The sequence below is a fragment of the Rhodococcus sp. 14-2470-1b genome, assembly GCF_002259415.1.
In the GTDB taxonomy this organism is placed as follows: domain Bacteria; phylum Actinomycetota; class Actinomycetes; order Mycobacteriales; family Mycobacteriaceae; genus Rhodococcoides.
In genome coordinates this window covers 209,653-224,409 of record NZ_NPFY01000011.1, presented here as the reverse complement: position 1 = coordinate 224,409, position 14,757 = coordinate 209,653, and the positions used below count along the sequence as shown (strand labels likewise).

Annotated in this window: 11 protein-coding genes; 5 read left to right on the top strand and 6 right to left on the bottom strand. The window is 66.8% G+C overall.

All coding sequences use genetic code 11. The annotated features are described in order from the left end of the window. Window positions 1-98: 98 nt before the first annotated feature. Window positions 99-896: a class I SAM-dependent methyltransferase gene (locus CH293_RS08120; RefSeq protein ID WP_176459944.1), complete on the bottom strand. Its 798-nt coding sequence runs from the start codon at window positions 894-896 to the stop codon at window positions 99-101. Between the two features lie 99 nt (window positions 897-995). On the opposite strand from CH293_RS08120, the gene CH293_RS08115 reads away from it, so the two are divergent. Next, window positions 996-2,207: a glycosyltransferase family 4 protein gene (locus CH293_RS08115; RefSeq protein WP_094719918.1), complete on the top strand. Its 1,212-nt coding sequence runs from the start codon at window positions 996-998 to the stop codon at window positions 2,205-2,207. Here CH293_RS08115 and CH293_RS08110 read toward each other — a convergent pair. Beyond that, complete coding sequence (locus CH293_RS08110; protein ID WP_255122760.1) at window positions 2,145-3,842, bottom strand: hypothetical protein; 1,698 nt, start codon at window positions 3,840-3,842, stop codon at window positions 2,145-2,147. The genes CH293_RS08115 and CH293_RS08110 overlap by 63 nt on opposite strands. A gap of 76 nt (window positions 3,843-3,918) precedes the next feature. Between CH293_RS08110 and CH293_RS08105 the strand changes: the two genes are divergently transcribed. Then, entirely contained in the window at window positions 3,919-5,076 is a 1,158-nt protein-coding gene (locus tag CH293_RS08105; protein ID WP_176459958.1) for a polysaccharide biosynthesis protein, read from the top strand. 187 nt (window positions 5,077-5,263) lie between these two features. Here CH293_RS08105 and CH293_RS08100 read toward each other — a convergent pair whose 3' ends face one another. Continuing rightward, window positions 5,264-6,391: a DUF3068 domain-containing protein gene (locus CH293_RS08100; RefSeq protein ID WP_037112013.1), complete on the bottom strand. Its 1,128-nt coding sequence runs from the start codon at window positions 6,389-6,391 to the stop codon at window positions 5,264-5,266. Between the two features lie 209 nt (window positions 6,392-6,600). Here CH293_RS08100 and CH293_RS08095 point away from each other — a divergent pair, with 209 nt between their 5' ends. Continuing rightward, window positions 6,601-7,719 carry an acyltransferase gene (locus tag CH293_RS08095; RefSeq protein ID WP_094720086.1) on the top strand — a complete coding sequence of 373 codons (1,119 nt, stop codon included), beginning with the start codon at window positions 6,601-6,603 and terminating at the stop codon, window positions 7,717-7,719. Between the two features lie 12 nt (window positions 7,720-7,731). Here the strand turns inward: CH293_RS08095 and CH293_RS08090 are convergent, their stop codons facing one another. The 3 genes from CH293_RS08090 to CH293_RS08080 all read right to left on the bottom strand — a co-directional run bounded on the left by CH293_RS08090 (window position 7,732) and on the right by CH293_RS08080 (window position 12,766). Beyond that, window positions 7,732-12,063 carry an alpha-(1->3)-arabinofuranosyltransferase gene (locus CH293_RS08090; RefSeq protein WP_217900748.1) on the bottom strand — a complete coding sequence of 1,444 codons (4,332 nt, stop codon included), beginning with the start codon at window positions 12,061-12,063 and terminating at the stop codon, window positions 7,732-7,734. Continuing rightward, window positions 12,044-12,214 (bottom strand): DUF2613 domain-containing protein, encoded by a 171-nt coding sequence (locus CH293_RS08085; RefSeq protein ID WP_019665569.1) that lies wholly within the window; start codon window positions 12,212-12,214, stop codon window positions 12,044-12,046. Before CH293_RS08085 ends, CH293_RS08090 begins: the two co-directional genes overlap by 20 nt. 84 nt (window positions 12,215-12,298) lie before the next feature. Beyond that, window positions 12,299-12,766, bottom strand: a complete 468-nt coding sequence (locus tag CH293_RS08080) for a universal stress protein (protein ID WP_037112011.1) — start codon at window positions 12,764-12,766, stop codon at window positions 12,299-12,301. An 84-nt stretch (window positions 12,767-12,850) separates the two neighbouring features. Between CH293_RS08080 and CH293_RS08075 the strand changes: the two genes are divergently transcribed. Both CH293_RS08075 and CH293_RS08070 read left to right on the top strand, forming a co-directional pair. Further along, the gene (locus tag CH293_RS08075; protein WP_094719914.1) at window positions 12,851-14,017 is read left to right on the top strand and encodes a glycoside hydrolase family 3 N-terminal domain-containing protein; all 1,167 of its coding nucleotides are present in this window, start codon (window positions 12,851-12,853) and stop codon (window positions 14,015-14,017) included. 122 nt (window positions 14,018-14,139) lie between these two features. After that, window positions 14,140-14,745, top strand: coding sequence for a TetR/AcrR family transcriptional regulator (locus CH293_RS08070; protein WP_037112007.1), 606 nt, complete (start codon window positions 14,140-14,142; stop codon window positions 14,743-14,745). Window positions 14,746-14,757 lie beyond the last annotated feature (12 nt).

Here is a 14,757-nt window from a genome sequence, read left to right as displayed (position 1 = left end):
AATGAGCCGGGTGGGCGGCGCGAGTGGAGCCTGCGGAATGAGCCGGGTGGGCGGTGCGAGTGGAGCCTGCGGAATGAGCCGGGTGGGCGGTGCTCGCGTCAGTCGGCGCGGAAGACGAGGACGAGGTTGCTGGCGAGGAGTTCGCGGAGGCCGGGAACCCGCATGATCCACCACGCCCATCGGGGGTGGTACCGGGGGAACGCCGCGAGGAGGGTTCCGCTGGAAGTGTTTCGAGCCCAACGTAATCCGTCGCCTGCTCCGATGTCGAACAGTGATTCGCCGAATCTGTTCTTCGGCTCGTGGCCGTGTGTGCGCAGGTATCGCCGGGCCGCGTATTCGCCGCCGATGTAGTGCCACGGCCGTGTTTCGTGCCCGCCGAACGGGCTGAGCCACAGTGTGTAGGACAGGACCGTCAATCCGCCGGGACGGGTGACGCGGAGCATTTCCTCTGCCATGATCCAGGGCTCGCGGACGTGCTCGGCGACGTTCGAGGAAAAGCAGATGTCGACGCTGTCGGTGAGAAACGGCAGTGCCATTCCCGAGCCACGGACGCTGCCGTGGACGGTCAGGCCTGCAGCGTGCAGTTCGGACGCGTCGGGTTCGACGGGGAAGTACCGAGCTCCGCTGCGTTCGAAGCCCTCCGCGAAGTAGCCGGGGCCCCCGCCGACGTCGAGCACGACGCGATTGTCGAGCGAATCGCCCGTCATGCCCCGGTAGAGGTCGCCGATCAATTCGACGGAGTCACGGGCGAGTGCGCCGTAGAAGATGTCGGGCGCGGTCTGCTCGTGCCCGAAGTCCCGGAGCAGCCCGACCGACCTGCTGAGGGTGGCGCGTTTCGCGAACAGTCGAGTGACCCGGTCCCTACGCACGAGCAAGAACACTAGGCGAGCGTCCATGTCGAGCGACCGCTGGGCCACACGAACGGCTAGGGTGTCCAGAAGTTTCAGCTGTTCGGACGTTTGGGTGATGGTGTCGGCCGCGAAGGGGGTACGGGCGTGCGCGAGGTGCTGCTGCTGTGCTGGCGCGACACCGGGCATCCCCAGGGCGGCGGCAGCGAGCGGTATCTCGAGCAGGTCGGGGCCGGGCTGGCTGCGCAGGGAGTGAAGGTGACGCTGCGGACGGCGTCGTATCCGGGCGCGCCCGCCGAGGAGATCGTCGACGGAATTCGTATCAGTCGTGCCGGTGGACGGTTGAGTGTGTATCCGCGGGCGCTGGCGTCGATCGTCGCGGGGCGTCTCGGGTTCGGTTCGCTTCGCGGAATAGCCCCCGACGCCGTCGTCGACACCCAGAACGGCATTCCCTTCTTCTCGCGGATCGTGTCCGGAGCACCGGTGACGTTGCTGGTGCACCATTGTCACCGTGAGCAGTGGCCCGTCGCCGGACCCCTGATGGCCAAGCTCGGGTGGTGGCTGGAAAGCACGGTCTCTCCGCGGATCCACCGTCGTAACCAGTACCTGACGGTGTCTTTGCCGTCGGCCGACGAGCTTGTTGCCCTCGGTGTCGATCGCGAGCGAGTTGCCGTCGTGCGCAACGGCGCGGACGAGATTCCTGCAGGAACGCCGGTGGACACCAGAACTCCGTACCCGTCGCTGTCGGTGCTGTCGCGGCTCGTTCCGCACAAGCAGATCGAGGACGCACTGGCTGCGGTGGCCGCTCTTCGGTTCCGAGTCCCCGGACTGCACTTGGACATCATCGGGGGAGGTTGGTGGGAGGAGAACCTGCGTGAGCGGGTCGAGCAGCTCGGCATCGCGAGCGCGGTGACGTTCCACGGCCACGTCGACGAGGTTCGTAAACACCAACTTCTCGGACAGTCGTGGGTACACGTGATGCCGTCACGGAAGGAAGGTTGGGGTCTCGCTGTGGTCGAGGCGGCCCAACACGGAGTGCCGACTGTGGGGTACCGCAGCTCCAAGGGCCTCACCGACTCCATCATCGACGGTGTCACCGGTGTGCTCGTCGGCTCGGACGGCGCCGATCGTGATGTCACCGCGCTGACGGACGCTCTCGCCGAGCTACTGCTCGACGACGACATGCGTGCCGATCTGGGGGAGAAGGCCAGGGTCCGTGCGCTCGAATTCTCGTGGGTGCAGACCGCTCGCGGTGTGCAGAGCGTTCTCGCGTCGTCGATGCGCGGCTCGCACGTGTCAGGCCTCGTGTCGGCCGGACTTCCGGGTGCGGACCGCCCAGCCGAAGCCGCCCACCAGTAGCAGCAGCCACGCGAGGTGGGCAGCGACGACTGCCCGGTTGTCCGTCGGTTCGATTCGAACATCTCCCGGCACGCGGTACAGCGCGAGCTCGCCGTCCTCGTACTCCACCGTCAGCTGCTGCAGCGTCGCAACCGAGTTGCCCATCTGGCCGGGCGTCGTCCGTTCGAGGAGCACCCATCCGACTCCGAGTCCGGCCAAGTCGTCGGGAGTTCCGCCGTCCAGAAGAACCTGTTCGACGGCCTCCGCCCTGCTTCCTTCTCCGCGGACCGAACCGCCTGCGACGAGAAGCTCCCCGGTCTGGAGCACGTCCAGCGGCAGCATGCGAGGTGCAGGATCGAGAACGGCGGCGTCGCCGCTGTACGGGAACCGGCGGAACATACCTGCGGGCAGCACGGCTACGTCGCCGTCCTCCCCTGCCAACTCGTCGGCGACCACCGACCACGACGTCGGATACTCGACGGGCTTCACCTGGTCTCCGACGCCCCACGCGAGGTCCGGCAACGTGATCACCACGGCCAGCGCCGCTGCGACTCCGGGAAGCCAGCGGTTCCCGAGTCTCGCGGCAGCCCACGTGACACCCGCCGCCGCGGCGAGAACGTAGAACGGCACGGCGAGCGCAACCCACTTCTGGGCGTCGCGGAGCAGTCCGGCGCCCGGTACCTCGGTGGCGGCCCATTCGCCGACGCGAATCCCTGGAGACGTCGCGGCGAGGGCCGGACCGACGATCGCGAGCGCGGCCAGAATGCCCAGAGCGGTCACGACGGGGTTGCGTCGGCGTCGCCACAGGGGCCTGACTCCGAGCGCGACGACAACGAGCAACAGAGCGGTGCCCACGACAGCGAACGCCGATGTTCGCGTGACGGGGACGGCGTCGGCGTTCCAGATGCCGCCGAGTCCCGCGAGGGAACCGACCGTACCGAGTCCGGGTTCGGCGCGGGCTGCGAACGCGGCGACGCCTGCGGGGTCGGTACCGGTGGCCCCCGAGCCCGATACCGCCGTCGCGACGAGCCAGGGCGCCGACGCGAGCACTGTCAATCCCGCTGTGAGCGGAAATGTTTGCCTGGATGCGCATAACCACGCACATGACGCGGCGAGCAGCGCACCCGTCGGCGTCAGGCCCGCAACAGCGAGGCAGACTGCGAGCCACCCCCACCGGCCCGTCCGCCTGAGATCGAGAGCGGCGACGACCGTCCACGGCAACGCCGCATAGCCGATCAGAAGACTCCAATGCCCCTGTAGCAGACGCTCGGCGACGTAGGGATTCCAGATCGCGACCGTCGACGCCACCAGCAGTGCGGGCAGAGGTGCCGACGGCAGCACAGTCCGCGACATCTGCGCGGCACCCCAGCCGGCGAGCCACACCGCGAGCAGCAGAGCAGCTTTCACGACGAGTCCCCCGTCGACCACCGTGGACAGGGCGGCCACCACCGCGTCCTGCGGGACGGCCCGGGCGGCGGCGTCGCCGACACCGAGTGCCGAGTCGGTGAAGTAGGACCTGGGTGTGCTGACGGCGTCGCGCAGAAGCAGATAGCCGTTGCCGAATAATGGGCCGAGCACCACGAACGCAAGGGCGACGCTGTAGAGCGGCGGCGCCCACCGGTACCCGCGCGCAGCCCACCGACCACCCGACGCCATGTTCGGCACCCTATACCGTGGGCGCATGCCGACTCGCGCTGTCTCCGCCTCCGGATCCGGGTCCGCAGGCAGAGCGATGGTAGCCGGGATGACGATGGTGACCATCGGATCGATGACGGCCAACGTTGCGTCGTATCTACTGCATCTGCCTGCGAGCCGTCTGCTGGGTGTGGCGAAGTACGGCGAGTTCGCGAGCCTTCTCGCCGCCCAGCTGGTGCTGGCCGTTCCGGCGCTTGCGTTGCAGTCGGTCGTCGCCAGGGAAGTGGTGCGCGGTCGAAGCGCCGGCAAGCTCCGAAGCCTCGGATACCGCTGCGCTGCCGTGGTCGCCGTCCTGTCCGTCCTCGCGGCACCGATAGTTGCGGTCGCGATGGACACGAGTGTTCTGGCGACGACATCGGCGCTGGTAGTCGCCCCGCTGCTCGTGTTACTCGCGACCGAACAAGGGCTGCTGCAGGGCACCGCGCGGTTCGGCCGATTGAGTATCGTGCTGGCATCCGCGGGCTTCGGCAAGGTCGTTCCCGCCGTCGTGGCGCTGTTCCTCGGCGCGGGTCCCGGCACCGTGCTCGCGGTCAGTGCCGCCGGCACAGGACTGGTCGCCCTCGGCGCGCGGCTGGCGAACCGAGAGCCATCCGTGTCCGGCGGCCTGCTCACCGGTGACGTGCGCATCGGTGTCGCCACCGTGCTGCGGGCCTCGCAGGTTCAGTTGGTGCTGATTCTGCTGTCGTCGGTGGATCTGCTCCTCGCGCGCGCACTGCTGACCGAAGCCGACGCAGGCATCTACGCCCTCGGCGCCGTCGCCACGAAGGCAGCGTTCTGGCTTCCGCAGGCAGTAGGGGTAGTGCTGTATCCGCGCATGGCCAACCCTGCACACTCGGCGTCGGCGCTGCGATCGGCACTGTCCGTCGTCGCGGGAATCGGTGCGGTTCTGATCGTCGGGGCGGCCGTCGCCGCGGGACTGATCCCGCTGATCGTGGGTGAGGATTACGCGGCCGTTCAGGGATACCTGTGGATCTTCGCGTTGCAGGGGGCCTGCCTCGCGGTGCTCCAGAGCGCGTTGCTCTGGGCTATTGCAGGCGAACGCACGACCCTTGCGATCCTGGCGTGGCTCGGGCTGGCCGCCGAGGTCGTCTTGTTGACGCTGTGCGCGTCCACGGTGTTGCAGTTCGTCGTGGTCGCAGTGTCCGTGGCCGCTGCAACCGCACTCGCGGTGTGCGTGGCAGCCCTACGTTCCTGAGTGCACCGCAGTCCGCCACCGCAGTCCGCCACCGCAGTCCGCCACTGTAGTCCGCCACCGCAGTCCGCCTCGACGGCGCATCCGGCCCTGCAGCAGCGTTCTGTGTGCAACTGGGGCCGGCCACCCTGCCCGGAAACGAACAACGGCGCGACCCTAATGGGCCGCGCCGTTGTTGTTCGTGGAGGTGCTACTCCTTGGAGAGGTTGGTCCTCGGAATGACCTCGGTCCGATCGGTCGTCCAGTCGCGGTTCTGCGGAGCTGCCGGTGCTGCGCCGCCGCCTCCGCCCTGCTGCGGTCCGCCGGTACGCACGGGACGACGCGGGCCGTTCCCACCGCGGAGTCCGAGCACGATACCTGCGATCAATGCGATGACGCCGAGGATTCCGGCGATGATCGGCACGGTACGTCCGAACGTCGAGAGCTGGTCCTGGCCGTCCTTGGCGCGCTGGATCTGGTATTCGACGGTGTTCTCGTCGAACTTGATCGGTGCGTTGAGCACGTCCACCTCGGGCTGGCCCGCGGTGCGCGAGTAGTACTGGTGGATCTGCTCTTCACCGTCGACGATGACGCCGGTCTTGGGCTCGACCCACACCGTTCGCGTGTTCTCGTACCAGCGCGTCATGGTGACGGGAGCTTCGCCGCCCTCGACGCCCCACGTGTCGGCGGGAAGGGTGACCTTGTTGGTCGGGATGTTGACGACGCCGGACAGATCGACCGGGCCGACGGTCTGCTCGTACTTGTAGACCGGCGTGCCGTTGATCTCGGTCTCTTCGACGAAGTCGATGTCCTGAGACGCGCGGGCGTTGATGTCGAAGAACGGGTACGCCTTCTGCTCCGCGTTGAACGGGAACTTGTACTGCAGGCCGGTGTGCGGAACTTCCTCGGCCGGCTTGTCGCCTTGGACCTGGATGGTGCCGACGGGGTTCTCGACGGGCTCGGACGAGACACGATCGAGCGTCACACGGTCGACGCTGGCGGTGAGCAGCCCGGTGTCGCCCTGCTTGTCGGTGCGGCGCAGCGTCTGCCCGGCCTGCACGGTGATGTCGTCGGCGTTCGACGGCTCCTCGGTGGTGACGAAACGCTGCGACACCAGGTTCACGTTCTCGTCCACCTCGGCGCGGCCCGCGGCCAGTGATGCAGCGTTGAGAACGCTTCCGGTGCCGGTCGATACCGTCGTGACCTCGAGATCCAGCGGTGTCTTCTCCAGGCGGGGCACGGTGTACGTCGGGATCAGGATCGCTGCTACCAGCAGGAATGCACCCAATCCGACGAGTACGAGGGCAAGAATCCGGCTCGGCCCTGAGCGCTCCGCCATGTGAGAATCTCCTTAGTCTTATTTCCTTGGCGCGCCGCTGCTTCCACCCCCGACAGGTCAGGGTAGGAAACGCCCGTTCCTGGAGTGTCCGATTGGTATCGCCACGTCGCTGGTGACAGTAACAGTCATCACGTCGTACAGTCGCGGGCACGCCCGACGACCGTGGAGTTTCACAAGTGGACGGTGCGGAGTGTTTGACTGGTCGTGCCATGACTACGTCCACTGAATCGCTGCCGAAATCCGTCGCGCCGCTGCACGGATTCATCCCGTCGCTCGAGGGAATGCGCGCGTTCGCGTCGATCGGCATCATCGTCACCCACGTGGCCTTTCAGACAGGTGCAGCGAATTCGCCGGTCATGGGCCGAATCTGGGGCCGGTTCGACCTCGCGGTGGCATTGTTCTTCGCCCTGTCCGGCTTTCTGCTGTGGCGCCCGCACGCCGCCCAGGCGAGGGGGATGGGTCGTGCTCAGCCGATCGGACGTTATCTGTGGTCGCGCGCCGTGCGCATCCTTCCGGCGTACTGGGTCGTGGTGACGCTGGTTCTGCTGTTCCTGCCCAACACGGGGAGCAGTTGGCGTGTGTGGGCGGCGAACCTGTCGCTGACGCAGGTTTTCGTGCCTCTGACTCTCACCGAGGGCATGACTCAGATGTGGTCTCTGTCGGTGGAAGTCGCCTTCTATCTGTTGTTGCCGTTCCTGGGTCTGGCTCTGGCGGGCTTACGGGGTGATCGGGCGCGATTCCGTATCCCCGTCGTTGCAACCGTCGCCGCGATCAGTCTCTGCTGGGCGTTCGTCCCCGTGTCCACGCCGGAAGCGATTCACCACGACAACTGGTTGCCGGGATACTTCCCGTGGTTCGCGGCCGGAATGCTCCTGGCCGAGTACACGACCAGCCCACGAACGTGGTTGCACCGTCTGGCGAGTCGCCGACTGCTGATGGCCGCGATCGCCCTGGTGGCGTTCGCCCTGTCGGTGACGCCGATCGCCGGGCCGGAAGGGCTGGTGCGTCCCGAACCGTGGCAATTCGAGGTCAAGATCGTGCTCGGTGCACTCCTCGCGTTCGCGTTGTTGGCGCCTCTCGTCCTGGCCGACGGACCCCGACGCGTCCTCGAGCACCCGGTGACTCTTGCTCTGGGACGTTGGTCCTACGGCATCTTCATCTGGCATCTGGTGATCCTGGCGATGGTCTTTCCCGTGTTCGGGATCATCCCCTTCAGCGGACACTTCCTGCTGGTTCTGGTCGTGACCGTCGCGTTGTCGATCCCTGTCGCCGCCGCGAGCTACGCGCTGATCGAAGAACCGATGCGCGTGTGGCTTCGGCGCCGGTGACGTGACCGCCGGTTATTGGCGAGCCCGCAGAGCACTCACTGCCACGGCGACGAGTGCGATCAACGCGGCGAGTTGAATCAGTGACGAGTGGCCGATGTAGCCGTCGGGGGATCGCCACGGGCCCTTCGACAGCAGGGCTGTCGCCAAGAGTGTTCCGATTCCGGCGACCCACACCGCCGTCCTGGCTTCCACCGATCGGCCGAAGCGTCGGCCGACAGCCACTGCCACGGCCGCGGTTGCGGCGACGACGGCAACTCCGCCCGGTCCGGAGATCACGGCGACGGCCGCGGTCAGTCCGACCCAGCCGAGCACCGCGCTGCGCCAGGGCTGTGGTGCTGAGTCCTGCGTGACGCGGCTTCGACGAAAAGCGAAGAACGCCAACGGGATCAGCAGGAGCAATCCGCCGAAGATTCCGAGTCGGTACCACTTGTCCGACGGGTATTCGAGCGTCACCGTTCCCGATGTCCCGGCCGGCACGATCCAGCCTTGCTGCCAGCCGTTGACGGTGACAGCCTGCAGTTCTGAAGCGGGAGTGGAGCCTGCGGAATGACCGGGTTGGGCGGGAGTGGAGCCCGCGGATGCTGCGGTTGCGTGCCAGCCGGTGTTGCTGCTCTCCGGTACCACGAGCAGTTGATCGACGTCCGATTCACGAACGGTCACTTCTCGGTGGTCGGCGTTCCACGCTGTCGTCTCCGCGGTTCGAGGATACGAGCTCGTTGCGCTGACGGCGGGGACGGGCATCGTGCGGAGTCGCACCCCGTCGACGACGAAGGCTGCACCTGGGTCGACGACGACGTCCTGTCTCCCTTCCGGCAGGGGTATCGGGTTGAGCGTCTCGTTGGGAACCGGGAAGGGACCCTCGCAGATGGTCGCCTGCAGTGGTTCGCCCGACAGGAATTGCCGCGCCGTCGCCGTCACCGACGCCCGGATGGTCTGGCCCGCAATGGACATGATCGGCCCGACGTCGCAGGCGACCGTGATCGTGCGGTCATCGGCGGCGTCGGGTGCGGCGCCGATGTCGCTGCCGCCCGACAGCACGGCGACGTCGGCGAGACCGGGCGGTTGTGGCAGGACGAAGCCGAGGGAGTTCTTGTCCAGTCGGTCGTCCCAGTCGACGATGGAGAGCACGATCCGATCCGTCACCCGTGGCGCTAGATCGATGGTCGTCGGACCGTCGGGATCCACCTCGCGCACCTGCGGTCCCCCGCCGAGGTTCACGGCGACGGTCGTCGGGTGCGCGGGAAGGTCGCCGAGGCTCGGGGTCAGGGTGAGGCCGTCCACCAGCGTCGGCGCGGGCAGGTCGATCGTCAGTGTCGGCTGCGTTCCGGCCCGCTGCTCGATGCTTTTCTCGGGCGCGGTCCAGGATGTTCGATCGTCGCCGTCGGTGGCCGCGAAGGCGGATCCTTGGAGGTCGCCGACGTCGGATGCGCCCGTGGCCACGGGTCGTCCCGGTTGCGCCAGCAGTGCTTCCAGTTCGGGGCTCTGCCGGGTGCGCAGAGTCAACTCCGGCAGCACCGCGGTTCCGGTAGGCACCGACAGGGTGCGCGAGAACCTTCCGAGTTCTTCGGGTGCGGCGGACAGTCCACTGCTGCACCGGATTCGGTCCTCGGTGTCCAGGCAGGCCGGCCTGCCGGGGAACTCCTGGCCGAGCTCCCAAGCCGTGACGTCCGCTCCGGGGGTGACGCCCGGCAGCACGGCACGATGCACGATCGACACAGGGTGCGGATTGTCGCGGTCCGAGTAGTCCTCCACCGACAGTTCGCTGATTCCGAATTGACTTCCCCGGGTGCCGTCCACGGTCGATTTCGCCGTGATGCGCACCCACGGTGTCGACCCGCCGGGGAGCGAGACGGTCATGGGCTCGCCCGCAGTGTCGACTCGTGCCGCGGTACTACCGCCCGGCGTGGTGATCTCGAGCCACTTCACCGGGTCGCCGATGGTCCCCGGGCTGGTACGCAGATGCAGGAGTCCGCCGGAGATGGGCTCGTCGAAGTCGAGTTGAAGCCACTGTCCCACAGCGCTTTCGATGCCGTTGCTGACCCAGCTCGTCGCGAGATCGCCGTCGACGACCGCCGCGACCCCACTTCCCGGTTTGGTGCCGCCGATCTGAGTCGAATCCGACGCGGAACTCGACGCGGTGATGCTCGCACCCTCCCATTCCCCGTCGACGGTGTCCGCGCCCACGACGGGATAGTCCGCGACTTCGTTCAACGAGCGACGAGGATCGTCGGCGGTTCTCAGCGCCGAATTGTGGTTGTCGACCTGCCCGAAGTCCGTCTCCCTGTTCATCGGAGTATCGGTGACGGTGACCGAATCGACGTCCAGGCCTGCGGCGGTAGCGTCGGACGCAAGGATGACCGGGCCTGCAGGCACTGGATCGGGGACACCGGATCGGCGCTGTTCGTTCAGTCGCTGAACGGATTCCGGCCCGCCTTGCACGAACGGGACACGGTCCAGATCGACGGTGTAGGGCCCCGAAACCTCGGATTCCTTCGAGCTTGGCTCCTGCAGCTTCACCGAATAGATCTCGACAGCCGGATACGGCGGCCGCATGTCGCCGTCGACCGTGATGCCGTCGACCGTTCCCGGCGAGATGTCCTCGCCGAACTCCGCGACCTTCTCGAGACCGGGAGAGCCGTCGAGTGCGGCGTGGACCTGGACGGGGCGAGCGGAACGTGACGTCTCGGGATCGAGATCGTTGCGGACGACCACGTAGTGAATGCCCTGCCCGACGAGGGTGTCGGCCAAGCCGACCGAGGATCGGCCGTCGGCGATCAATCGTTGAACGGAGTCGAGGGCACGGATTGCGCCCGGCGGAGTCAGTGGTACCGAGTCGCGGACGGCCCACGGCGTCGTCGCGAGGGCCTGGAGGGGTTCGTCGCGAGTGAGTCCCCACGTCTGAATCGCGAAGGGAGCACCCGGAACGACGAGCGCGCGCTCGGCATCGGAGCCGTCGGGTGAGCTGCCCGACGCGTGGGCGGTGAGCCAGTCCGCGGCGTCGTGCCAGTACTGCGGAATGGATTGGTACGCCCCGCGAGGTGCTAGCTTGCCGGTCCACGCGAGCGACGTCGAGAACGTCAGCGCGACGAGCACCAGACCGGCCACGGCCACCATCTTGTCCTTCTCCGGGTGTGCGATGGCCGTCCGCCACGTGCGTGCCGGTACGGCACCGGGGAGCGGGATCTTCGCCAAGAGGTGAGCAAGTCCGAGGACCAACGGAATGCGGACGAGCGGTTCGAGTTTGTGAACGTTGCGGAGCGGCGCGCCACCGGAATCGAGGAACACGCGGACGGTGTCGGCGATCGGAGAGCCGAGTCCACCGACGTATCCGGCTGTGAGACCGAGGATTCCGACGAACAGCATGACGGTCAGGCGGCCACGGGCGGGCATCGACCGCATCGCGAGACCGACGACACCGGCTGCGGCGACGACTCCCGTCGCGACGACCGCGGCCGGTTGCGTGACGAGCACCGCTCCGGCGACGCGCTCGGGCGAGACGAACGGTGTCCAGCTGCTCGTCCCGCGGAGGATCTCGATCAGTGAGGCCCACTGGGTCGTCGTCCCCGAGGACTCGATGTAGTCCAGGAACGGCGGGCTGACGGCGCCGAGCAGAAGGAGCGGAACGATCCACCACAGGGTCGCGAGGGCCAGGAAGCCGGCCCACCACGCACTGAAGACGATCCACAGTCGGTTGGGTCTGTGGCAGAGAATCCAGATCACGCCGACGAGACAGGCGGCTGCGGTCGCGACGGCGTTGACGGCTCCCATCAACGCCACGGCCAACGCCGACTGCGCGGCGAGTGTGCGGGTGGAAGTGTTGCTGCGGAATGCTCGAACGATGGGAATCAGTACCCATGGCGCCAACATCATCGGCATGGATTCCGACGAGATCGACGCCAGCGTCGTGATGACTCTCGGGGACAGGGCGAACGCGGTGGCGGCGATGATCCGCGAACTGCGGCTGCCGACTCCCAGTGCTTCGGCGAGACGGACGATTCCCCAGAACCCGGCGATCAGAAGTAGCGCCCACCAGATGCGCTGGGTGATCCATGGGGGAATCGACGCGATGTCACCGAGCGCGAAGAACGCGCCGTGTGGGAAGAAGTAGCCGTACGCCTGGTTCTGTACTTGGCCGAGGGGAGCTTGCGACGTCCACTGATGCGACGCGCGTGCGAGGAATCCGAGGGGATTCTGCGTCAGGTCGTACTTGGTATCGGCAACGGTGTAACCGGGAACCTGCAGAAAAGCGAGGAGAAACGCCAGTGCGGAGACGCCGAGCAACCACCTACGACCGAGTGGTTCGGAAGAGATCGGAGCAGGTGCGTCAGCGGCTGCCGTACTCAACCTGGTTCAGCAGGGACGAATCAGCATTGCCGGAGCGATCGATCTCGGGACGTGTGTTGTCGGCCGCCGCAGCAGTTACTCCGAATACCACCCCGGCACCGAGCACAGCGCCGACTACCGCAGCAACAACTCCCGGGACAGCGAACTTCATCTCGGTTCTCCACTTTCGTCGACTGGCACGCGTGCGCGGCTCACGCTATCACCCGCAGGCCCGATAGCCGGAGCGCACGCGCGTCTACTTTCCAGGCGGCACGATCAGGACAGGCCGGTGACTGTGGCGCAGCACATGGTCCGCGACCGAGCTCTGGAGAAGCGAACGCAACCCCGTCGTGCCGCGAGTGCCGGTGACGATGATGTCCACGTCGAGATCGTCGGCCTTCTCCACGATGGCGCTCCAGATCGCCGTCGTGCATTCCGTGCAGTGGCCCTCGACCTGAAGGCCGGCCTGCTGGGCGAGGCGAACGCCCTCGTCGTTGGTCACCTTCGCGTCGGTGAGCGCCACATCCTCGGCCTCGTCGTCGGGAACCCACTCGGGTTGCATGACCCCGGACAGTCCGGACATTCGCGCTGCTTGGCGCACCATCGGTTCCCATGCGGTGACGACGATCGCCCTCGTCGTCGTCAGGAATCGGCCGGCGTACTCGATGGCACGCTTGGCGTTGTCGGAGCCGTCGTAGGCAATGAGAATCAGGTCTGCGGGCATCTCGTAGTCCCTCCTCGTGTCGCTTTTGTCCCTAGGTTACTGCGCGCGTACAGCTGTGTGGGACCACTCCGCTACGGTCGGGGCATGAGGAAATTCCGATCGCCCGTCGCGGTCGCTGCAGTGGTGATCGGGGTCGGATTCACGGCCTCGTGTTCGTCCGGTGACCCGGTTCCTGCGGCTACGGAGTCCGCATTGCCGCCGACTACGACCACCACGACCACCCTTCCCCCCACCACCGACGCTCCGGTGAATTCCTGCGAGGCCTTCGTCGAAACGCTGAGCGAGCGTCAGCGATTGGCCCAGCTGCTGACCGTCGGCGTCACCGGGACGGCCGATGCCGTCGACATCATGGCTCGGGAACAAGTGGGCGGGATCTTCATCGGAAGCTGGACGGATACGGCGACGCTCGCCAATCGCGAGGTTCCGCAGATCGATGCCGCAGCAGCAGTGCCTCCGATGGTCACCATCGACGAGGAAGGCGGGCGAGTGTCCCGCGTCGCGGATCTGCTGGGCGAGGACCCGTCGGCACGCCGGACGGCATTGACGATGTCCGTCGACGCCACGTACCGCATGGCCCTCGAACGCGGCCGTGGTTTGCGAGACCTCGGGATCACCGTCGACTACGCGCCGGTCGTCGACGTCAGCAGCCAACCGAACGATTCGGTGATCGGCGACCGTTCGTACTCCGCGGACCCGATTCAGGTCGTCGCGTACGCCGGTGCCTACGCGCAGGGCTTGCGCGACGCCGGCGTTCAGCCCGTCATCAAGCACTTCCCCGGACATGGTTCCGCGTCCGGAGATTCGCACACCGGTGCGGTGACGACGCCCCCGCTGGAGGAATTGATCCAGTCGGATCTGATCCCGTTCGCGCAACTGTCCACCGGTGGTGTCGGCGTGATGGTGGGTCACCTCGATGTACCGGGCCTGACCGAGCCGGGTGAACCTGCCAGCATCAGCCCAGCGGCGATGTCGCTGCTGCGCGACGGAGTCGGGTACGGCGCGGCGCCTTTCACCGGCCCGATCTTCACCGACGACCTCAGCGGCATGGCGGCCATCACCGACCGGCTGGGCATCGTCGCGGCCGTCGAAGCAGCTCTCGTCGCAGGCGCGGATGTCGCTCTGTGGCTCACCACCGACGACGTTCCGCAGGTACTCGACAATCTGGAGGACGCCGTCGCGACGGGACGCCTCGATGCAGCGCAGGTCGACGAGTCCGCAGCGACGGTCGCTCGCTTCAAGGGCGTCTGTTAGAACTATCCGGGTGCCTGCTGGATGGTTCCGGCGCCGCGGCATTCATCGGGCAGGCACAGTAGTGACGCAGGCCTCCTTACCGTGGAGTAAGGTCATGAGTTCGATATCGGTTTGGAGGACTCATGGCTGGTGGCACCAAGCGACTGCCGCGCGCCGTACGTGAGCAGCAGATGCTCGACGCGGCAGTCGACGTGTTCTCCGACAACGGGTTTCACGAGACCTCCATGGATGCGATCGCCAAGAAGGCAGCGATCTCCAAGCCCATGCTGTACTTGTACTACGGCTCGAAGGACGAGCTGTTCGCGGCGTGCATCAACCGCGAAGGCGTCAAATTCGTCGAGGCACTCACACCCGCTGCAGACCCCACCCTCACTCCACGCGAACAGCTCCGACGCGCACTTCTCGGCTTCCTCGGATTCGTCGGCGAGAACCGTAAGTCCTGGATGGTGCTGTACCGGCAGGCGATAGGTCAGAGCGCCTTCGCCTCACAGGTCCAGAGCAGTCGGGACAGACTGATCGAACTGACGGCCCGTCTGCTCGAGATGAGCACCAAGGAACCGGATCCGGATCAGAACTTCTCCCTCATGGCAGTAGCCCTCGTCGGTGCAGGCGAAGCCGTCGCCGACCGCGTCGCCGGCGGGGAAATCGAAGTCGACGCCGCCGCTGACCTGCTGGAAAACCTCGCGTGGCGCGGTCTGGCAGGTAAGAAAACCGCTCCGACGCAGTAGTCGGCGCACCCC